20 protein-coding genes are annotated in these 20037 nt (G+C 51.8%); 13 read left to right on the plus strand and 7 right to left on the minus strand.

Features of this window, described 5'->3' with window-relative positions:
• Positions 1 to 4 precede the first annotated feature (4 nt).
• Together D4L85_RS07465 and D4L85_RS07470 are read right to left on the minus strand one after the other, a co-directional pair.
• Complete coding sequence (locus tag D4L85_RS07465) at positions 5 to 817, minus strand: oxidoreductase (protein WP_119753738.1); 813 nt, start codon at positions 815 to 817, stop codon at positions 5 to 7.
• A gap of 10 nt (positions 818 to 827) precedes the next feature.
• Complete coding sequence (locus D4L85_RS07470; RefSeq protein WP_119753739.1) at positions 828 to 1325, minus strand: hypothetical protein; 498 nt, start codon at positions 1323 to 1325, stop codon at positions 828 to 830.
• A 625-nt stretch (positions 1326 to 1950) separates the two neighbouring features.
• Here D4L85_RS07470 and fusA point away from each other — a divergent pair.
• From fusA to D4L85_RS07505, 7 genes are all read left to right on the plus strand, one after another.
• A complete protein-coding gene (gene fusA, locus D4L85_RS07475) occupies positions 1951 to 3993 on the plus strand; it encodes an elongation factor G (protein WP_236849099.1) in 2043 nt (680 codons plus the stop codon).
• A 119-nt stretch (positions 3994 to 4112) separates the two neighbouring features.
• A complete protein-coding gene (locus D4L85_RS07480; RefSeq protein ID WP_228450800.1) occupies positions 4113 to 4535 on the plus strand; it encodes an antibiotic biosynthesis monooxygenase family protein in 423 nt (140 codons plus the stop codon).
• Between the two features lie 257 nt (positions 4536 to 4792).
• Positions 4793 to 5131 carry an ArsR/SmtB family transcription factor gene (locus tag D4L85_RS07485; RefSeq protein ID WP_119753741.1) on the plus strand — a complete coding sequence of 113 codons (339 nt, stop codon included), beginning with the start codon at positions 4793 to 4795 and terminating at the stop codon, positions 5129 to 5131.
• 64 nt (positions 5132 to 5195) lie between these two features.
• Positions 5196 to 6107 carry an SRPBCC family protein gene (locus D4L85_RS34720; RefSeq protein ID WP_119753742.1) on the plus strand — a complete coding sequence of 304 codons (912 nt, stop codon included), beginning with the start codon at positions 5196 to 5198 and terminating at the stop codon, positions 6105 to 6107.
• 63 nt (positions 6108 to 6170) lie between these two features.
• A complete protein-coding gene (locus D4L85_RS07495) occupies positions 6171 to 6395 on the plus strand; it encodes a hypothetical protein (protein WP_119753743.1) in 225 nt (74 codons plus the stop codon).
• 295 nt (positions 6396 to 6690) lie between these two features.
• Positions 6691 to 7116, plus strand: a complete 426-nt coding sequence (locus D4L85_RS07500; RefSeq protein WP_119753744.1) for a hypothetical protein — start codon at positions 6691 to 6693, stop codon at positions 7114 to 7116.
• Positions 7103 to 7876 carry a CPBP family intramembrane glutamic endopeptidase gene (locus tag D4L85_RS07505; RefSeq protein ID WP_160143592.1) on the plus strand — a complete coding sequence of 258 codons (774 nt, stop codon included), beginning with the start codon at positions 7103 to 7105 and terminating at the stop codon, positions 7874 to 7876. Before D4L85_RS07500 ends, D4L85_RS07505 begins: the two co-directional genes overlap by 14 nt.
• Positions 7877 to 7997: 121 nt before the next feature.
• Here D4L85_RS07505 and D4L85_RS07510 read toward each other — a convergent pair whose 3' ends face one another.
• Entirely contained in the window at positions 7998 to 8396 is a 399-nt protein-coding gene (locus D4L85_RS07510; protein ID WP_119753746.1) for a hypothetical protein, read from the minus strand.
• Between the two features lie 359 nt (positions 8397 to 8755).
• On the opposite strand from D4L85_RS07510, the gene D4L85_RS07515 reads away from it, so the two are divergent.
• The 3 genes from D4L85_RS07515 to trxA are packed head-to-tail and all read left to right on the plus strand — an operon-like array spanning position 8756 to position 12141.
• The gene (locus D4L85_RS07515) at positions 8756 to 9100 is read left to right on the plus strand and encodes a PadR family transcriptional regulator (protein WP_119753747.1); all 345 of its coding nucleotides are present in this window, start codon (positions 8756 to 8758) and stop codon (positions 9098 to 9100) included.
• Positions 9097 to 11781, plus strand: coding sequence for an ABC transporter permease (locus tag D4L85_RS07520; RefSeq protein WP_119753748.1), 2685 nt, complete (start codon positions 9097 to 9099; stop codon positions 11779 to 11781). The genes D4L85_RS07515 and D4L85_RS07520 overlap by 4 nt, the downstream gene beginning before the upstream one ends.
• Positions 11782 to 11838: 57 nt before the next feature.
• Complete coding sequence (trxA, locus tag D4L85_RS07525; protein WP_119753749.1) at positions 11839 to 12141, plus strand: thioredoxin; 303 nt, start codon at positions 11839 to 11841, stop codon at positions 12139 to 12141.
• Positions 12142 to 12147: 6 nt separating this feature from the next.
• Here trxA and nhaA read toward each other — a convergent pair whose 3' ends face one another.
• Complete coding sequence (gene nhaA, locus D4L85_RS07530) at positions 12148 to 13326, minus strand: Na+/H+ antiporter NhaA (protein WP_228450801.1); 1179 nt, start codon at positions 13324 to 13326, stop codon at positions 12148 to 12150.
• Positions 13327 to 13341: 15 nt separating this feature from the next.
• Positions 13342 to 14115, minus strand: a complete 774-nt coding sequence (locus D4L85_RS07535; protein WP_228450802.1) for a rhomboid family intramembrane serine protease — start codon at positions 14113 to 14115, stop codon at positions 13342 to 13344.
• Between the two features lie 337 nt (positions 14116 to 14452).
• Between D4L85_RS07535 and D4L85_RS07540 the strand changes: the two genes are divergently transcribed.
• The 3 genes from D4L85_RS07540 to D4L85_RS07550 all read left to right on the plus strand — a co-directional run bounded on the left by D4L85_RS07540 (position 14453) and on the right by D4L85_RS07550 (position 17994).
• The gene (locus tag D4L85_RS07540; protein ID WP_160143593.1) at positions 14453 to 15664 is read left to right on the plus strand and encodes a patatin-like phospholipase family protein; all 1212 of its coding nucleotides are present in this window, start codon (positions 14453 to 14455) and stop codon (positions 15662 to 15664) included.
• Between the two features lie 138 nt (positions 15665 to 15802).
• Positions 15803 to 16534 (plus strand): ATP-binding cassette domain-containing protein, encoded by a 732-nt coding sequence (locus tag D4L85_RS07545; protein WP_119753752.1) that lies wholly within the window; start codon positions 15803 to 15805, stop codon positions 16532 to 16534.
• On the plus strand, positions 16531 to 17994 hold the full coding sequence (locus D4L85_RS07550) for a glycine betaine ABC transporter substrate-binding protein (protein ID WP_119753753.1): 1464 nt from the start codon (positions 16531 to 16533) through the stop codon (positions 17992 to 17994). Before D4L85_RS07545 ends, D4L85_RS07550 begins: the two co-directional genes overlap by 4 nt.
• A 48-nt stretch (positions 17995 to 18042) precedes the next feature.
• On the opposite strand, the gene D4L85_RS07555 is transcribed toward D4L85_RS07550, so the two are convergent.
• Both D4L85_RS07555 and D4L85_RS07560 read right to left on the minus strand, forming a co-directional pair.
• Positions 18043 to 18333 (minus strand): UBP-type zinc finger domain-containing protein, encoded by a 291-nt coding sequence (locus D4L85_RS07555; protein ID WP_119753754.1) that lies wholly within the window; start codon positions 18331 to 18333, stop codon positions 18043 to 18045.
• Positions 18334 to 18345: 12 nt separating this feature from the next.
• Positions 18346 to 20007, minus strand: coding sequence for a response regulator (locus D4L85_RS07560; protein WP_119753755.1), 1662 nt, complete (start codon positions 20005 to 20007; stop codon positions 18346 to 18348).
• Positions 20008 to 20037: the final 30 nt, after the last annotated feature.

The following is a 20037-nucleotide window of genomic DNA, read 5'->3' on the forward strand; positions in this document are numbered from 1 at the left end:
CAAGTTACTTCATTTGACTCATGATCATTTTATCCATCATGCGATCGGATAGTAGTTTCCGCGCGATGACCGCCGGCTTGGCCAGGTAGCCTCCCACATAACGTGCCTTGGGCCGTTTGGCTTCGATCGCCTTGCGGATCAGTTCGGCAATGACGATGGGCTCGGGATTTTTCTCTTCCGTCGCTTTAAAAGCATCCGCAAATTTATCGGCGAGCGGTTTGTAGGCCGTATGCCCTGAAACTTTCACGAGACTATCGAAGGCAATGCGGCCCCATTCCGATTTCACGCCACCGGGTTCGATGAGGATCACGTCGATGCCAAACGGCTTCACCTCGTTGCGCAGCGTGTCGCTAAGTCCTTCCAGGGCAAACTTGCTGGCATGATACCAACCTCCCAACGGCGTGGCGATCTTGCCCCCGATCGAAGAGATGTTCACGATCTTGCCGCCCTGTTGTCGACGCATGTGGGGTAACACCAACTGGATGAGACGCGCGGCACCAAACAAGTTCACGTCCAGTTGATACTTCGCGTCTCTCATGGATACATCCTCTACCGCGCCGTAGGACCCGAACCCGGCGTTGTTGATCAGCACATCAATGCGTCCCTCGTTGGCGATGACCTGGCGCACGCCGTCGGACATCGATTCATCGTCCGTCACGTCCATGGCGAGCAATTTCACGCCGTAGGTTTGGAGGTCACTCATTTTGTCTACACGCCGGGCGGCGCCGTACACCGTGTAGCCGTGTTGTGTTAAAAACCTGGCAGTTTCTTTGCCCATGCCGGCGGAGGCGCCTGTGATGATGACTACTTTTTTCATGATTATTTTTCTAAAATTTGAGCTGTCTTATTTCTTCGAGATACTTGCGGTTGCGCTTCATCGAAAACAGTTCGACGCCAACGCCCAGGAGACCAATCAAGAGCAGTCCAAGTCCTACGCCCTTCTGTAATTGCTTTTGAGCGAGCGTAAGTAACGCTATGCCAGCAACCGCCGCCACTGAGAATGTTACCAAACCCCCGATATAGGCCGTGGCCATTACTTTTTCCATTCGGCTCACCTCAGATCGTTGCAGGTCGACGTTGCTCGCCACGGGCATCTCCCTGGTGTGCAGTATCCGGCGGTTGTTGTAAAACACGGTGACGGTGGTTGCCAAAACGATGAGTGCACCGGCACTCGATAGTGCATACCCCAGGCCCCGCTGCAAACTCGTGTCGCCAGCGGTGCGCCATAACCCTATCGCAATAACAATAACGGTTGCGCCCAGGGCGATGCCCCAGGTTGCACCCTGTTTTTCGCTTGCATAATATTGAAGGATGTGTTCTTTCATGACGATCCCGTTTGATACTTCAAAAGTCGGTGGCGGCGGATTATTATTGTTTCGCCACCAGCTCAAAGTATTTTTCCCACCGGCTCATGCGCTGGATCACCCCGTTGGCGTCATTCCTTAAACTTTAAATTCCAGTTTTGCGGCTTACACGCATCTTATTATCTTTGCCGCCGTTAAAGTTGAATACTTAACACCATGATCACGAATCGCACATATCAAAACGAAACTGTCGGCAAGGCTTTTATCAAAGCCGTTCTTGCCAGCAGCCACATCGTCTTTATAGTAGACGGGGAGGCTTGCGTGTTTCCGGATGAAAGAGGATAGTGATATGGGTTATACCTATATATAAAAAGAGCCTCTCCCATTCGGAGGGGCTTTTTTATTGTCTCCCCTTTATTTTACTTCTCCAATACACATCATAAAAACAGCTATGACACTATCATTGAAATTAATAATCAACGAAATACTCACCCTGTCAGAGACATAGGTATCCGGTACGTCATGTGCCCGCGAAGCCTCTCATCTCTGATGGGAGGCTTTTTTTATGATGTGAAATCACTACGACAATTATTCTTTACTGTATTACAAGATGAAAACGAACAGACAAATACGAAATATAGGGATCATGGCCCACGTCGACGCGGGCAAGACCACCGTTACCGAACGCATACTTTATTATACCGGCATGATCCATAAAATGGGAAGTGTCGACGAAGGAAACACCACGATGGACACCGATCCGCAGGAAGCAAAACGCGGCATCACCATTTCGTCGGCGGCCATCACCACCTATTGGGAAATGAATGGCGCGTCGTACCAGATCAACCTGATCGATACGCCTGGGCACGTTGACTTCACGGCGGAAGTAGAACGCTCGCTGCGTGTGCTCGATGGCGCCGTGGCGGTGTTTTGCGCGCGATCGGGCGTGCAACCACAGTCGGAAACCGTTTGGCACCAGGCCGATAAGTATGGTGTGCCGCGCATCATCATGGTGAACAAGATGGACCGGCAAGGTGCCGATTTCATCCGGGTCGTAAACGAGATCCATGAAAAGCTCAACGTGGTGGCTGTGCCGGTACAACTGCCGCTTGGCGCGGAGGATTCTTTTAGCGGCGTGATCGATCTTATCGGATGGAAAGCGCTGCAATGGAACAACGCCGATGGAAAATCCTTCGAGGTGACGGACATTCCAGCGACGATGCTGGAATTGGCTGGTCATTGGAGGCAAAACCTCCTCGAGCAACTGGCGCTGGTGGATGAGACGATCTTCTCCAAGTTTACCGCATCCATGTCGGTGACCGAAGACGAGATCCGAAGGGCGCTGCGAAGCGCTACGCTGTCGTTACAAGTAACGCCAGTGTTGTGTGGAGCGGCCTTCCGCAACAAGGGTGTGCAACCTTTGCTGGATGCCATTGTAAACTATTTGCCCGCTCCTGCGGACGTTGCCACGATAACCGGAATTGATCCCGAAAATCGTCAGGCAATGAAACGCAACACGGATTTGGATGCGCCGTTGACGGCCCTGGTGTTCAAGGTCATTGCCGACGACTATGTAGGCAAACTCGTGTTGGTGCGTGTGTACTCGGGTTTCCTGGAAAGCGGACAACACGTGCTGAACAGCCGCACCGGCAAAAAGATGCGCATGAGCCGCTTGCTCAGAGTTCTTTCCGACAGGTTCGAACCCGTCGAGACACTCCAGGCCGGCGACATCGGTGCCTTGATGGGATTGAAAGACGCTCGTACAGGCGATACGTTGTCTGATCCTTTGCATCCCTTGCAACTGGAGAGCATGGACTTTCCTGCGCCGGTGATTGGCTTTGCCATTGAAGCAAAATCGACCGCCGATTCCAACAAACTGGGTGAGGCCTTGTCGAAGGTGGTGGAAGAAGATCCGACGTTGAGCGTCGAGGTCGATCCGCAATCGGGACAAACTGTCCTGAAGGGCATGGGCGAACTTCATTTGGAAGTGGTGCTGGAGAAGCTGGCGTCGCGCTACGATGTGATCGTCAACAAAGGCGAACCACGCATTGCCTATCGCGAAATGCTGACCCAAGCCGTTGTGCACCGCGAGGTGTTCAAAAAACAAAATGGTGGCAGTGGAAACTTTGCCGAAATCCATTTTGAATTGATCCCCACCGCGGAAGGCGCGTCAGGATTGGAGTTCGTGAACGATGCGAAAGGCGGGGCCATTCCACGGGAATTTATTTCTTCGGTGAAGAAAGGTTTCGAAGAGGGCATGCGCAATGGCGTGTTGGCCGGCTACCCCGTTGAGGCCATGAAGGTGCGCCTCTTCGACGGCGCGATCCACCCGAAGGACTCGCACGCGCAGGACTTTGAAATGGCCGCATGGCTGGGCTTCAAAGAAGCTGCCCGAAAAGCATCGCCGAAGCTGCTCGAGCCGCTCATGCGTGTTGACGTTCTGACACCGGAAGAATACACCGGCGCGGTAACGGGCGACCTGAACCGGCGACGGGCGATCATCCGTGGCATCCATGCCAAAGCAAATGTTCAATGGATCGATGCCGAGGTTCCATTGGCTGGTCTGTTCGGGTACGTCACCGCGCTGCGAACTCTTTCCTCCGGAAGGGCATCTGCTTCGTTGACGCTGAGCCGGTACCAACCGGTTCCCGGCAACATCGCCGGGCAGATCCTGGCAAAGGAAATGTGAGCTTGATCAACAGGCCTTCGAAAGGAGGCCTGTTTTTTTGCCCTGTTTAAGGCGCACTTAAATCAATGAATTTTTACAATTCCTCCTATCGCTTCGAGCATAATTTTACAATAAAAAAAATGAAAACGATTCGAATCACCGCGATCGCGATGGCCTTGTTCAGTTGCCTTCTCGCTTTCGCTCAACAACCTTCATCCATTGCAAGTCAAACGTCAAAAACAAAAGCCATGAAACAGATCTTCATCGACAAATTCGTCCTCCCGGAAAATGCAAAAGCAGAATTCTTTCAACGCATGAACTATAACCGCACATTCCTCAAAACCCAACCTGGATTTATCAGCGACGCGGCCTATGAACGCACCGACGAGCAGGGGAACCTGGTCGTTGTGACGGTGGCGGTTTGGGAAAGCGAGGATGCCATCGCCAAGGCAAAGGCCGCTGTGCAGAATGAATACAAGCGCATCGGATTTAACATGCCCGCCATGCTAGAGCGATTAAAGATCACGATCGAACGGGCCACGTACCACGAAATTGGGGAGTAAATAAATAAGTATCCCAGGCATTCCGCCTGGGATACTTACCTTTTGAAATACAGATGTCCTTTACATCTCGTGCAAAAACGTTGGCCTTAGAACTTAAAATTGGAAAGCAAAAAGCACTCTGGATCCTGTGAAAGCAGGATTTTTTTATTTGGCCCGGGCAACATTTCGTTGCGGCCTGTCAAAAAATCCATCAAAATATTTGCGTAACCGAACGGTTTCATTATGTTTGTAACCGATCGGTTACAAATAAAAAAATCATGCGCAGAGACGTATTTCAGGCCATTGCGGATCCCACGCGGCGGCAGATCATCAACATGATCGCCCATAAGCAGTTGAACATCGACGCCGTGGCCGGAAATTTTGATGTGAGCCGCCCGGCCATTTCCAAACACATCAAGATCCTTACCGAATGTGGACTGGTGGTGATCCACCAGCAGGGACGCGAGCGTTTTTGCGAGGCGCGGTTGGAAAAATTGAACGAGGTGTCGGATTGGGTTGAGCAATACAGGAAGTTCTGGAACACCAGACTGGACGCGCTGGAGAGCTATCTCAAGGAACTACAAGCCAAAAAAACAAAGCGGACGCGAAAGAAATGACGCGTTGCAGCGGTTTAAAAAGAAGATACAAGACCTCATATTCTCCATTCAAAAAGAAAAAATCATGGCACAAAAAAATGAACTCATTCACGAGCCCGTAAGCAGCGAGCTCGTGATCACCCGGCTCATTGCCGCCCCGCGTGCATTGACCTTCAAAGCGTGGACAGACCCCAAGCATCTTGCGCAATGGTGGGGTCCCAAAGGCTTTAGTGCTCCCGTTTGCCGGATGGATCCGCGCCCCGGTGGCGCCATTTATATTGAGATGCGCGGCCCGGATGGCGTGCAGTTTCCTATCCAGGGCACCGTGCGCGAAGTGGTGGTCCCGGAGAAATTTGTGTTTGTCACCACCGGCTTCGAAGATGCGCAAGGCATTCCTCAAGTGGAAATACTCAACACAGTGACCTTCGCTGAAGAGCAAGGCAAAACCCGGCTCACGCTCCGTGCGTCTGTGCTCCGCGCCACACCCGAAATGGCCGAGTCCATCGCGGGCATGGAAGAAGGTTGGACTCAAAGCCTGGAACGTTTCGAAACGCTTGTTCCGGGTTTGCTGGCACCGGTAGTGTGCGAGCGCACCTTCCATGCTCCGATCGCCACGGTGTGGAAGGCCATCACGAATGTGAACGATATGAAGCAGTGGTATTTCGACCTCGCCGAGTTCAAACCGGAAGTTGGTTTCACGTTTGAGTTCACGGCGGGCTCTCCCGAAAAAACCTATCTGCATCGTTGCAAGGTCGTGGAAGTCGTGCCTGGAAAAAAGCTGAGCTATAGTTGGGAGTATCCCGGCAACGAGGGTTTGTCGTACGTGACGTTCGAGTTGTTTGATGAGAACGGTAAAACCAAACTGAAGCTCACGCACGAAGGCGTGGAGACTTTCCCGTCGAAGGAAAATGCAGACTTCGCCAAGTCGAGCTTTACACAAGGTTGGAACGAGATCATCAATACGATGTTGAAAAACTTCCTGGAACCTGCATCCTGATGCCCTGAACATGACGCGCGGTATCGCGGTGCAAGCAAAAAAAATAGAACCATGCATACGATTATGTCAGAACCCAAAAGCGTAGAGGTTTTCAAAACGAATGTAAACGAGCGCGTGCATGCGCGGCAGCTCGTGGCGTTGCTCCAACAGCACTTCCCGGGCAGCCGCATCAATTTCGACCTCGACGATTGCGATAAAGTGCTGCGGGTGGAAGGTCACAACCTTCGGGCCGGTAAGGTGATGGACCTGGTGCAGGAAAACGGATTTCATTGCCGGATCCTCGAGTAACTTCTGTTCTCGTTTGGATATCTATAGGGCTGCTCAGGATGAGCAGCCCTTTTGCTTTGTGTCGCTGTTTCATTAAGGGAAGATTTGGGTCATCGTTGCACTTCAACGGCATTTTCAAATAAGAAAAATTTTGCTACTTTTATTTTCCACCTAAATCAATACCGTTTTGGAGTCCTCATCCGTTGATTCGCCAACTGAAACGTTGGTTTGTGAAAATTGTAAAGCCGTTAATTCAGCCACCCAAAAGTTTTGTTCGCGATGTAGTTTCCCGATTGGGGGAACGAGAGATGAACAGATGATCTTCCGGAGCAACATCGCCGTCCGGACACGCCTGCTCAAAGAATCAGAGCGAGGCATCAGCACCTGCAAAAAATTGCTGTATGTATTGGCGGCGATAAACCTCATCCTGGGACTCGTTGCCGGTTTTATGGCGGACGATTTTCCCACGATGATCTCCAGCATTTGTCTGGCCTTGCTCTTTCTCATCCTGACGGCCTGGGCCGATCGCAATCCCTTTGGCGCGATCCTAACGGCCTTCATTGTTTACCTCACGCTAAATGTGGTGGCCATTATTGACAATCCGGCGCTGCTGTTTCAAGGGTTATTATTCAAAATAATCTTCATCGTAGCGTTTGTAGGCGGCATCCGATCGGCCCGGCAAGCCGGGGTGCATCGGGCAGAACTGGAAAAATTAAAAGGCACCGGAATTGGAAACCACTGAGCCGCTCCCGGAGCCGATGCCGACTTGCCCAAATTGCCAGGGCATCGTTCAAGCAACCGACAACTTTTGTGGACACTGCGGCAATTCACTAGCCATCGCGAGCGATCGCGACCGGAAGGAAGATGTGTTTGACGTTCTCACGCCTACGTTGGCGTACTATTTTATAACGCTTGTGCTGCTGGGCATCTACAAGCTCACGTCCGTTTTCCCCGAGGGCTTCGAGGGCATCGTGATCATCACCGTCATTGACGTGGCCATCGTGATCGCGTTTTGGGGTAATTATTTTCAAACGCTCAAGCCGTTGTTTTCCTTACGAGGACTGAGTCTGACCGTCATGGCGCTCACCATATTGGGTGCGGTGGCGGGCAGTGTGGTGGTGTCGGTCGTGGCCAATTGGATCAATCTTTCCATCCAGGACGATGTGTTCTACAGCACGTATATGTTCCAGGACACCGCGTATCCCTTTTTATTATCCACGCTCTTCATTGCCGTGCAGCCCGCGATTTTTGAAGAGGTCGCTTTCCGCGGATTTTTGTTTGACAATATCCTCAAAGTAACGCCCGGAAAAAGCACCGTCTACATCACCGGGTTTGTTTTTGCCATCATCCACCTCAACATCATCAGCCTGCTCTGGCTCGTCCCGCTGGGATTGGTGCTGGGCTTTTTAAGGGGTAAGTATAATACGCTTTGGTATGGAATGATCGCTCACTTCACCTACAATTTTTCGATCACGGTGTTTGAGTTCCTGGGTTGGTTTTGATGCGGATCGTCCGTAAATCAACATAAACGCAAAGCCACAAAGGACGCACTCCTATCTTGTCGCTCACTGAGAATCCTGTAGCGTACAGGAATTTCGCCAGCGGGTGGTTGAGCTATAAACTTTATTTAATCGCCGCCTTTCTTCTCTCCATTTGTAGCACTCTAATTTTCGTGTATCTAAACACATTTCCCGGATCAGCACCCTTTGTTGGCTTAAAGCCTTTCGGATAACCCTTTGTCAGTACAACTCGTCCTGTTACTTCAACTACGACGGGAAGATGCTCCCCGTCAAATAGAGTGTCTACTTTCATTAGGTTGTCATTGGACGGCTCTAAATAATAATAATCTTTGTTCTCTTTTTCCGTGTCTTCACTCCACTGTGCACACGTGCAAGAAATGACATTGTAATATAGTGTCAACGTTTTCTCTGACTGGTTTTGGGGAATCCTTTTGTCAACTTTACGTTTTGTCTGTGCCAAACAAAACGTAAAAATTAGCAATGTAAAAAACAGGAATTTCATTTTTGAGTGTTTATATAAAATGGCTACTAAACGCTTGACTTTCAATCACTACTTCATGAGGCGCATCGGAAGATACCTTTCTATTCGTGATTCCCGGTTAAGTTCCGGTGTACCTGGAAAGATCAAGTTACACTAAAATAAAGAATCCTAGATCAATTGCGAGCTCCGTATAGCTCAAGATCGTTGACCTTGAGCCTCGCGGTTCAATTATTTTAGCGCGAAGGCACCCTAAATTCGTTCGCTCATTGTACGAATGCGAACAATCCCGCCCATGAAAAACCGCGTTCCCACAAGCGCCATGCACATTTATAATCCTGGCACAAATTTTAATACTACGGATAGGAATTAATTATGGCCGCATGAAAAAATTCCAGCTGGGCGAATTTGAAGAAGTTGTATTGCTCACCGTGGGTGTGTTGTACCCCGATGCCTATGGCGTATCCGTCAAAAAAGAAATCGAAGAGCGCCTTTCGCGGAAGGTGAGTGTGGGCGCGCTTCAATCGGCACTCAAGCGATTGGAAGACAAAGGCTACCTGAAGTCGTCGGAGGGGGAGGCCACACAGGAGCGTGCCGGCCGCCCGAAACGCTACTTCACCATCACGGCCCTCGGGCGCAAAGCCATGGAATACACCAAGCGCACGCGCGACGAGCTGTGGGCTGCTATTCCGAAGATGGCCTTACACCCGAAAATGACCGGCATATGAAGGCGCAAGAGCCTCATCCGCCACGCTTCCTGTTGAGATTCTTCCGCTGGTTCTGCCACCCGGAATTGCAAAAATATATTGAAGGCGACCTGCTTGAACTTTACAACGAACGGCTACAGCAGAGCAGTAAACGAAAGGCCGACTGGAGAATGGCAGGCGACGTGCTCCTGTTGTTCCGTCCATCCATCATTCGCCCCACACAAAGTGTTGACTACATAAATCCGCATGATATGTTTAAAAATTATTTCAAAGTAGGGATCCGGAATATTCTCAAGTACAAAGTATTCTCTTTCATCAACGTGTTCGGGCTTGCTGTGGCCATGTCGCTTTGCATGCTCATCATCCTCATGCTGGCGGATCAGCATCGCTATGATGCTTTTCACGAAAAGAAAACCCGCATCTATCGCATCCTGACCAACTATGAAGGTTCACGCCAAGGCTACGCCACGTCGCCTTACCCGCTGGCGGCGGCACTGAAGACCGAGTATACCGTCGCCGAAGATGCTGTCACGCTCATGCCGGGCGTAGGCGGCGATGCCACCTATCAGCAACGCATCGCCACCATGCGCGGCTATTTTGCAGATCCTTCGTTCTTCAACGTGTTCAGCTTCGACCTGGTACAAGGCGATAAAAAGACGGCGCTATCCGCTCCGTTCTCCGTGATCATCAGCAAGGCGCTGGCCGAACAACTCTTTGAACATGAAAATCCGCTGGGCAAAGTGATCGACTTTTCCGACCGGCAACTTGCCTTTCCGCTGGAATACGATGGCATCGGAGCCGCTCCGGTTAAATGGGGAAGCCTCACGGTGACCGGCGTGCTGGATCCAACAGCCTATAAATCGCATCTCGCATTTGATGCACTGGTCTCCACTTCTACCCGACAGGCACTGATCAATGAAAAGAAAGTGGAAGACCTCAGCAACAATTGGGAATTTTTTTATCGTGCTTATACCTATGCGTTGGTTCGACCGGATAAAAATGAAGATGATCTGAATACGGCCCTGTCCGACCTGGTGGCACGCAAATATGCCAACTTGAAATTCGACCAGGTGAAAGGATTCAATCTAACCGGTCAGGCATTGACCGATATTCAAACCAACCTTCAAGGCAACGACGTCAACAACCGGTTGCCACGCATTGGCTATTATTTTCTTTCCATCCTCGCCGCCATCGTTATGGTATTGGCTTGTCTGAACTACACCAACCTCTCAACGGCGCGCGCCTTGACGCGGGCGAAGGAAATTGGCGTACGCAAGGTAACGGGGGCGAATCGATCGGCGCTTGTTTTTCAATTTCTCAGTGAATCGATCATCACCTCGTTGCTGGCACTCGGTATGGCTGTTATGCTGCTTCTTTTTATCGCACCGGCCTTCAAGGGACTTTGGGTGAATCAGTATTTGAATTTTGAATTGCCTTCCACGTTCGAAGTGTATGGGATCTTTATTGGGTTTGCTATCGGCGTGGGTATCGTGGCGGGTTTGTATCCTGCGTTTCACTTGTCGTTGTATCAGCCCATCAAGGCGTTGAAGAACCTGGGTGGCGCGAGTGCAGGAAAGTTGGGGTTGAGAAAAGTGTTGAGTGTATCGCAGTTTGTGGTCTCGTTGTTTTTTATCACGACGGCCATCCTCATCTATCAGCAATTCAAACATTATCTTGAATTCGATTACGGATTTACGTCGAAAAATATTGTTAATGTTCAACTCCAGGGACACGACTACCGGAAAATCGCAAACGCGATGAGCACCGTGCCGGGCGTGTCTACCATCTCCGCCACCGACCTCATCCCCGCCGGAAACACCAACAACAATTGTGAGGTTCGTAAGATGAACACCTCCGGCGACTATATCTCGATGGGCAAGCTGACAACCGATGAAAATTTTACCAGCACGCTGGATCTCAAAATCATCGCCGGTAAAAATCTGCCCGCCGTGAGCGACTCGACTTCGCGTTTTATCCTGGTGAATGAAACGGCCGTGAAAGAAATGGGCTACGCCCACCCGGCCGACATTCTTGGCGAGGTGTTTGAAACCAAATTTGGCGGTGAGCTTTTGGAAGTGGTCGGGGTTGTAAAAGATTTCCGGTACAGGCTTTTGATCAATCAGCATGAGATCGGGCCGCTGGTCATGCAAAACAATCCTTCGAGTTTTGCTTTCCTGAACGTCAAGATCGCCTCACCCAACCTGATGGCTACTGTCGGAAAGTTGGAGCAAACGTGGAAGCGCATCGACCCGGTGCATCCTTTCCGTTATCAATTCTATGATCAACAACTGGCATCCTTGCACCAGGGGATATTTGACCTGGTGTCGATACTGGGTTTTATTGCCTTCCTGGCCATTACCATCGCGTGCCTGGGATTGCTGGGCATGGCCACGTATGCCTCGGAACGGCGCACCAAAGAGGTGGGCATCCGCAAGGTGTTGGGAGCCCAGGATAGCAGCATCGCCCTGTTGCTGTCGAGAGAATTCGTGTGGATGATCGCGCTCTCCATCGCCATTGGTGCACCGCTGAGCTATTTTGTCAACAACCTGTGGTTGCAAAGCCTGCCCAACCGGATCGAGTTTGGGATGGGTATTCTGATGCTGGGTGTCGCGATCTTGCTGGCCCTGGGCCTGATCACCATCGGTTCACAAACCTGGCGCGCGTCCCGTGCCAAACCGGTGGATGCATTGAAGGTTGAATGATGGGGAACCACCCGGCACTGCCCGTTGTTAGAGAGGCATCACTGAATATCACGCGTTATGGCAAAAGGCAGTTTTGCAGAATTGATTGGCAGCGAGAAGCCCACGGTGGTGGACTTCTCGGCCGAATGGTGTGGCCCCTGTAAAATGATGGCACCCATCCTGGAAGATTTGAAATCCAAGATCGGCGACACCGCCCGCATCATCAAGATCGACATCGATAAAAATCCCCAGGCCGCACAGGCCTACCAGGTACAGAGTGTGCCTACCCTGATCGTCTTCAAAAACGGAAATCCGGTGTGGCGTCAATCAGGCGTTGTGCCTACAGAGTACCTGAAGCGCGTGATCGATCAGCATCTGTAAATCATCCTATTTCAGCGGTTCTGTATTGCCTACCACTGCCCGGGAAAAACATACGTTGAGCCAGAGATACCCACCCAATCCCGCCATCACCGATGCGATCATGATAGCGATCTTGGAAGTATCGATGAAAGCAGGATCGTTGAAGGCCAGCAACGTCACAAAAATGGACATCGTGAAACCGATGCCGCCAAGGATGCCCACACCGAAAATATGCTTCCAGTTCAAATCGCCCGGCAGGGCGGAGAGTTTGAGTTGAGCGGCCAGGAAAGAAAACAGGAAGATCCCTATCGGTTTGCCCACGACCAGCCCCAACAAAATGCCCATGCTATTGGAGGTGAGCAAGCCTTGAAACCAATCGTTAGGAATGACCACGCAAGTGTTGGCCAGTGCAAACAAGGGAAGGATCATGAAGGCGACCGGGCGATGCAGCCGCTGTTGCAAAATATAGGAAGTAGATTTTTCATCACCGTTTCCAAACGGGATGGCAAACGCCAGCAACACACCCGAGATGGTAGCGTGAATACCTGAGTGGAGCATAAAGTACCACATCACCACGCCGCCCGCCAGATACGGAATGAGGTTCCTTACTTTGAGCCGGTTCAAGATCAGCAGCGCGCCGAACACCGACAACGCCACGAGTAAATTGGTCCACGCCAATGCGTCGGTGTAAAAAAAAGCAATCACCAAAATGGCGCCGAGGTCGTCGATAACGGCGAGGGCCGTAAGAAAAACCTTGAGCGAAGCCGGCACACGATTTCCCAACAGCGAGAGTGCCGCCAGGGCAAAAGCAATGTCCGTGGCCATGGGAATGCCCGCGCCGCCTTGCGTGACGGTTCCCCCATTCAAAAGATAATGGAGACCTGCCGGCACTAACATTCCTCCTAATGCAGCAATGACCGGCAGCAGGGCAAGCTTCACGTTGGACAGTTCGCCGATATACACTTCACGCTCCAGTTCCAGGCCCACCAGCAAGAAAAAAATCGTCATCAAGCCATCGTTGACCCAATATTCCACCGGCTGACCACCAATCGTATATTCCCAGATGTGTACATAAGATTCGTGCAAAAAAGAATTGGTGAGCAACAGCGAAAACACCGTGCAACCCATCAGCACCATACCGCCGGCTCTTTCGCTGTGAAAGAAATCGTTGAACAGTTTTGTGATCTTCAGATCCTGTACGGCCATGCTGTGTTGAACGGGTTAGGCCTCTGCTCCGTCGTTGTGATAATATTCAGGCACTCTGGTTTTGTTTCGCCAGGACCACATCAATAAAAATCCGATGATCGCTCCGCCAATATGTGCAAAGTGAGCGATGCCTCCTCCAAAAATCGAGACCCCTGTAACGCCCGAAAACAAATCCATCGCGATCAGCGCGGGGATGAAAAACTTGGCGGCGATGGGCACCGGGAAAAAGATAAGGGCAAGTTTGGCATTGGGGTATGTCATTCCAAAGGCGACCAGCACACCATAGATGGCGCCGGAGGCACCCACGGCGGGCGTATTGAACAAATAGTAGAAAGTAGCCAATTTTTCCTCCGGGAATACCAACAAGGCCTCAACGCCCCGTCCCGTGCTCAAAAGATGCTGAATATCCGCTGCCGAAATTCCCGCGGCCAGAAGATCGTCATAGATCGCATTGAATTGGTAATAGTTTACAAAAGTATATATCAAGGCGGCCCCGATGCCGGCCACAAAATAAAAGAAGAGGAACCGCTTCCCTCCCCACAATTCGAGAAGCGGCGTGCCGAAGGCCCACAAGCCATACATGTTAAAGACGATATGCATCCAGGTCTGGTCCGAATGCATAAACATGTTGGTCACCAGTTGCCAATAGTGAAAATGTTCGTTCTTTGGATAGTATAACGCAAAGGTCTCAAACATAACCTTATTCATACCCGGCGCATACATGGTGATCAGAAACATGATCGCGTTCACAACGATCAACCCAACAATGGCATTAAATGATCTCTTCACTGGCTCCATGATTCGTAAAAGTCCAAAAGATACCAAATTCAAGGGATATTCACGGGCTTTTCTGGCATGGCCGCATGGCCGCCGGTCACAACGTTATGGGTACGGGTCGAGAATGGGTCGGGGTTCGGATGGGAAAATATAAGCCGGCCGATCATTGTAAAATGCTCCGTACTTTTCTACCTTCGACACCGAGCCCATCGTCTCGTCAGCCATAACGGTTTGCGGGGAGATGGGTTTTTGTTGTTCCCCCGATCAATTTCCAAAGGCCATGATCGTTCCCTGCATTTATCGATGCATCGTTTCGATGGCCGTTTCAAACCAAAAAAACCAACCTCTTATGACACCCGAAGAAAAAAAGAAAGCGCGCCAACAGCTTAACATCAAAGAAGGCAACCGGGTCATTCTGACCATCGACGGCGGCGGTATGCGGGGAATCTTCACCTTGCAGCTTCTCAAAAAACTCGAAGAACTTGCCGGCGGACCCATTTATGAATGGTGCGACATGGTGGCGGGCACGTCCACCGGCGCCATCATTGCCGGCCTCATCACCACGAAGCGAAGCGCCGCGCAAATCGAAGAGCTTTATAAACAATTGGTATCGCGCGTCTTCACAAAACGCGGAATGCTCGCCAACCGATTCTACAACCCTCCCGCCTTCGACAAGAAAAACTATCGCCGGCTCTTGAAAGAAACCGTAGGCGACGTTACGCTGGCCGAACTAACCCGGACGACGGGACTGGACATGCTGTTCACCTCAAAGGACATGGCCGCCGGGGAAGAAACTTTCTTCACCTGTTTTGACAACGGCGGTGTAAAAGGCACCTACAAGGAAGCCTTGCTGCGGGGCGTGCTGGAAGCCACCATGTCGGCACCCACCTACTTTTCGCCATTCGAGCGTTTTGTGGATGGCGGCACCACCACCTTCAACAACCCTTCCGGCGCCGCCGTGCTGGAAGCGTTGTATTACAGCGGTGTAGGAAAATACAAACCCGACGCGCTCACGGTCCTCAGCTTCGGCACGGCCAGCCTCTACAGGTTTTTCGAACCTAAGGAAATACAAAACCCGAAGGGTCTGGATGCTTTGTTCTGGTTGAACTATGTAATGAACGAATCCTCGAAAGACGCCAGCGAGATGCAAGTCGATATGATGCGCAGTGGTCTCATCAGCAACCTCGACTATCGTCGCTTCCAGCTCTCGCTCGACACACATGCCGTACGCCAGATCCCCGACAAACCCATCGGCCATGTGCTGGACGTGGAAGCAGACAACCTCCATGCGCTTACGGACGAAGACCTGGGCAACATCGATATGGCCGATGTGTCTAAGTTCCCGCTCATGCAGGTGATCGGCGAAGCGGTGGCCGAATATATTTGTCCCCCGGCCGAAGCCAACCTGCCGGTGGCGCAACGGCAGGGCAACTGGTTCCGCGGCGACCTGCTTTCCAAAACATCCGCTCGCGGGGCCCTGGTCACAGCGCGGGGCGACATCGACACGATCAAAAAGCAACTCTCCAGCGCGGCGTGGATCGACGGGCAGCCGACAGAATAATTTTACTCTGGTACAAACGAATTCCTTTCGCTTGTACATCATCCTAAACCAGCAGCTTGCCGCGCGCACCACAGGAAAGCCCGGAAAAAGAATCGTTCCTAAACGGATTTTCCCTAATTTGAACGCCGCAAGCTGCCTATGGATCCGCTGGTTCTTGAAAACGTTTATCACACCTACAACGGTCAGCCCGCGCTGAGCGGCGTGAGCCTGCGTTTTCACGAAAAGAAGATCACGGCCGTGGTGGGAAGAAGCGGCAGCGGAAAGTCCACCTTGCTCCAGGTGTTGAACGGCATGCTGCGTCCGGCGCAAGGAACGGTTTTTTTCCGGGGCCAGCCCTTCGACTATTCGCGCGCTGCCGCCCTGCGATTGCAAATGGGCTATGTGATCCAAGGCATCGGACTGTTCCCCCATTTGACGGTGGCACAAAATATCCTCATCAACACACGCCTGCAGCGGCCGGCGAACGGAGCCGACCCCGTTGCGCGCATGCATTCGCTGATGCACAGGATGAATTTGCAGGAGGCGTATGGCAAAAAATATCCCCACGAACTTTCCGGCGGCGAGCAACAACGGGTCGGCATTTGCCGCGCACTGCTCCCCAATCCAACGGTGCTGCTGATGGACGAGCCGCTCGGCGCACTGGACTCTATTACCCGCGAGGACATTCAACGCGAGATCCTGCAGCTGCAACAATCGGAGGAACGCACGGTGATCTTCATCACCCACAACCCGCAAGAAGCCTTGGCCCTGGGCGACTACATCGTGGTACTGGAGGCGGGTAAAGTATTGCAATATGACACAAAGGAAAATGTGCTGAAAAATCCGGCGAACGCGCTGGTGGAAAGACTAACCTCAACCCGGTCTGTTTGAAGAAGCTGCTCATCATATTCCTGGCTACTTTTTCCGTTGCGGCTACGGCGCAAAAGATCACGGTAGGTGCCAAGCATTTTAATGAAGGCTATATTCTCAGCGAGATCATCGCACAACTCCTGGAAGAAAATGATTTCACCGTCGACCGGAAATATAATTTGGGAGGGACGATGGTATGCTTCAAGGCTTTGAAGCAAGGGGAGATCGACGTATATCCCGAATACACCGGGACGATCTCCTTTGAGATCTTGTCGTCGGGAAAAAATCTTTCGGTGGAAGAGATCCGCACGCAACTCCAGGACATGGGCCTTACCGTCGCGCCGCCGTATGGATTCAACAACACCTATGCGCTGGTCATGACGGAGGCCCTTTCGAAGGAGAAAAACATTCACAACCTCTCCGACCTTGCACAACATGCCAACCTGACGATCGGCCTCAGCTACGAATTCCTGAAGCGACAAGACGGCTGGGACAATCTTTCAAAGGCCTACGCCCTGCCACAGACGGCTGTAGGCTTAGAGCATGGCCTGGCGTATTCAGCTTTGACAGAAAACAAAATACAAATCACAGACGCTTACTCCACCGACGGCGAGATCATCCAAAACCATCTGACGGTGTTGGAAGACAACCAAAAATTCTTTCCCGACTATCTGGCCACAACTTTCTACCGGCCCGCCATCGGCGAAAAGGCCGAATCGATCCTGAAAAAATTAACGGGACAAATTTCCGAAAGCGAAATGCAGGCCATGAATGCCGCCGTGCTCTATGAAAAAAAATCCTTTCAGCAGGTGGCTTCCGATTTTCTCCGGAAGAAAGGATTTGTTGCCGGGGCAACCGCTGAGACTTCAACCTCCATCGTGCCGGATCTGTTGAACAAGACCGGTGTGCACCTGAAGTTAACGTTCCTGGCGTTGCTGCTGGCCATCGGGTTTGCCGTGCCGCTGGGCATCGTGCTGTACTGGCATCCTAAACCAGCGCGCTATGTTTTGTATTTCGTGGGCCTCTTGCAAACCATTCCCTCCATTGCTTTGCTGGCCATCTTCATTCCCTTCACCGGCATCGGTCAGTCGCCCGCCGTGTTGGCGTTATTTTTATATGGATTGCTCCCGATCCTGAGAAATACGTATACCGGTCTTCAAGGCATCGATCCCGTGCTAAAAAAAGTTGCCATCGGCATGGGCATGAATCGCGCACAACGCATGCGGCTATTGGAATTTCCGCTGGCCATTCCCTTTATCTCGTCGGGCATTCGCACCGCCGCTGTGATCAGTGTGGGCACCGCTACATTAGCAGCATTTATCGGTGCGGGAGGATTAGGGGAGTATATTGTTACCGGGTTGGCGCTGAACAACTCGTCGCTCATTTTGCGCGGTGCCATTCCCGCAGCCGTACTGGCGATTCTTATCGAGATCGCCTTTGAAATTCTCGAACGCATGCTCCGTCCAAAGTATTTGCGATAACGTGCAAACGATAAGCAGATATTCTTTCCAACAACTCAGGACTAAGGATTAATACTCCAGCATCTGCTCGTCCTCATAGCACCATGCCCACCGTTCGCCAGGCTCAGCCGAGATGGCCACCGGATGCCCCGCTGTTCTTGCGTGATGAGAGGCATGGCGCGCGGGCGATGAGTCGCAGCACAGCGTTGCGCCACACGTCTGACAGGTGCGCAAGTGCAGCCACCGGCCACCGATCTTCACACATTCTTCACAAACCCGTGCTTTAGGATGTTTGATCTCCTTCCAATTGTCGAGGTGAACGCAAAGCCCGGATTCGTCCGGTTCAGGTTTTGTACTCATAGGGATAGGGGGTTAATTTTCTGCCAGGTATTCATGGACAAACTTGATCGCCATAGAACCTTCTCCCACGGCCGAAGCCACGCGGTTCATCGCGCCCGATCGCACATCGCCCGCGGCAAATACACCCGGGCAACACGTTTCCAGGAGGAAAGGCTCGCGTGCAAGCTTCCAGGTTTTACGGAACGAGTCGTACTTCAACAAGTCCCGTCCGGTCTCCAGAAATCCTTTTTCATCTTTGATGATGTTCAGCTTGATCCAGTCCGTTACTGGTCTGGCCCCGATGAAAATGAAGAGCGCGCTGGCCTCCACTTTCTTTGTCTCACCGGTCACCACATTCCGAAGATCGATCGCGTCGAGGTTGCCGTCGCCATACGTGCGAGTCACTACCGTCTCGGGGATAATGGCAATATTCGGTGTCGCCTTGATCTGATCGATCAGATATTGCGACATACTGGATGACAAATCGTCCTTGCGGATCACAATGTAGACCTGACACGCATAGTGCGAGAGATACATAGCGCTCTGTCCCGCAGAGTTTCCGCCACCGACCACATAGACGTCTTTGTCCCTGCAGGCGTGCGCCTCCGTAGTGGCCGCTCCATAGTAAACACCGGCGCCGGTGAAGCGCTCGACATCGACCGCGTCCAGCGTGCGATAGTCAACGCCCGTGGTGATGATGATGCTGCGCGAGTTCATGGTGGTGCCGTCGTGAAGGGTGATGATCTTATAGTCGTCCTTGATATCGATGTCCACGACCTCTTGGGGTGACAGGAATTCCACACCAAAACGGGTGGCCTGCGTGATCGCTCGTCGCGACAATTCGGATCCGCTTAGACCATTGGGGAAGCCCAGATAGTTTTCGATGCGTGAACTGGTGCCCGCTTGCCCGCCGGGAGCACGTTTTTCTACCAGCACGGTGTTCAATCCTTCGGACGCGCCATACACCGATGCCGCCAGGCCAGAGGGACCGGCGCCAATAATGGTGACGTCGTACATCGGTTTCGAAGCCTTGGAACGCATGCCCGTTTTCTCACCCACTTCGCGGATGTCGGGATTGATCAAAAATGTGCCGTCTTCAAAAAATACAGCGGGAAGATTTTTAACACTGATGCCGTTAGACACCACCAGCTCATTCGCGCGGTCGCTCACTTCGATGTCGAGCCATTGATAGGGAATCAGATTCCCGCTCAAAAAATCCTTCACGTCATGCGAACGTGGTGACCATTGATAGCCCACGATGCGAATACCCTGAAATTCGGGTTTGTGGTGGCTTTGCCATTCTTCCAGCTGATCGTTCAAAACCGGGAAGAGCTTTTCTTCGGGCGGATCCCAGGGTTTCATGAGGTAGTAGTCCAATTGCACATCGTTGATGGCACGAATGGCAGCTTCTGTATCGGAATAGGCCGTCAGCAGGATGCGACGGGCTTCGGGAAATATCTCTTTGGCTTGTTTCAGAAAATCGACACCGAGCATATCGGGCATGCGTTGGTCGGCCAGGAAAAGCGCGATGGTCTCGTTTTTGTTCTTTAGCTCAGCCAGCGATTGCAGTGCATCGTTGGCCGAGCCCGTGCTCATGATGCGATAATCTTTTCCATACACACTCCGCAGATCGCGCACCACGGCGCGAAGCACCTGTTGATCGTCGTCGATAACAAATAGTATAGGCTTCTTCATGGATATTTTCAAAGGCAGAAAGATAGGAAT

This window comes from Chryseolinea soli, assembly GCF_003589925.1.
Classification (GTDB): domain Bacteria; phylum Bacteroidota; class Bacteroidia; order Cytophagales; family Cyclobacteriaceae; genus Chryseolinea; species Chryseolinea soli.

What these genes read in the sequence shown, in the direction of transcription:
- D4L85_RS07465 (WP_119753738.1), bottom strand. Translation starts at nt 817, where the DNA reads ATGAAAAAAGTAGTCATCATCACAGGCGCCTCCGCCGGCATGGGCAAA.
- D4L85_RS07470 (WP_119753739.1), bottom strand. Translation starts at nt 1,325, where the DNA reads ATGAAAGAACACATCCTTCAATATTATGCAAGCGAAAAACAGGGTGCA.
- fusA (WP_236849099.1), top strand. Translation starts at nt 1,951, where the DNA reads ATGGCCCACGTCGACGCGGGCAAGACCACCGTTACCGAACGCATACTT.
- D4L85_RS07480 (WP_228450800.1), top strand. Translation starts at nt 4,113, where the DNA reads ATGAAAACGATTCGAATCACCGCGATCGCGATGGCCTTGTTCAGTTGC.
- D4L85_RS07485 (WP_119753741.1), top strand. Translation starts at nt 4,793, where the DNA reads ATGCGCAGAGACGTATTTCAGGCCATTGCGGATCCCACGCGGCGGCAG.
- D4L85_RS34720 (WP_119753742.1), top strand. Translation starts at nt 5,196, where the DNA reads ATGGCACAAAAAAATGAACTCATTCACGAGCCCGTAAGCAGCGAGCTC.
- D4L85_RS07495 (WP_119753743.1), top strand. Translation starts at nt 6,171, where the DNA reads ATGTCAGAACCCAAAAGCGTAGAGGTTTTCAAAACGAATGTAAACGAG.
- D4L85_RS07500 (WP_119753744.1), top strand. Translation starts at nt 6,691, where the DNA reads ATGATCTTCCGGAGCAACATCGCCGTCCGGACACGCCTGCTCAAAGAA.
- D4L85_RS07510 (WP_119753746.1), bottom strand. Translation starts at nt 8,396, where the DNA reads ATGAAATTCCTGTTTTTTACATTGCTAATTTTTACGTTTTGTTTGGCA.
- D4L85_RS07515 (WP_119753747.1), top strand. Translation starts at nt 8,756, where the DNA reads ATGAAAAAATTCCAGCTGGGCGAATTTGAAGAAGTTGTATTGCTCACC.
- D4L85_RS07520 (WP_119753748.1), top strand. Translation starts at nt 9,097, where the DNA reads ATGAAGGCGCAAGAGCCTCATCCGCCACGCTTCCTGTTGAGATTCTTC.
- trxA (WP_119753749.1), top strand. Translation starts at nt 11,839, where the DNA reads ATGGCAAAAGGCAGTTTTGCAGAATTGATTGGCAGCGAGAAGCCCACG.
- nhaA (WP_228450801.1), bottom strand. Translation starts at nt 13,326, where the DNA reads ATGGCCGTACAGGATCTGAAGATCACAAAACTGTTCAACGATTTCTTT.
- D4L85_RS07540 (WP_160143593.1), top strand. Translation starts at nt 14,453, where the DNA reads ATGACACCCGAAGAAAAAAAGAAAGCGCGCCAACAGCTTAACATCAAA.
- D4L85_RS07545 (WP_119753752.1), top strand. Translation starts at nt 15,803, where the DNA reads ATGGATCCGCTGGTTCTTGAAAACGTTTATCACACCTACAACGGTCAG.
- D4L85_RS07555 (WP_119753754.1), bottom strand. Translation starts at nt 18,333, where the DNA reads ATGAGTACAAAACCTGAACCGGACGAATCCGGGCTTTGCGTTCACCTC.
- D4L85_RS07560 (WP_119753755.1), bottom strand. Translation starts at nt 20,007, where the DNA reads ATGAAGAAGCCTATACTATTTGTTATCGACGACGATCAACAGGTGCTT.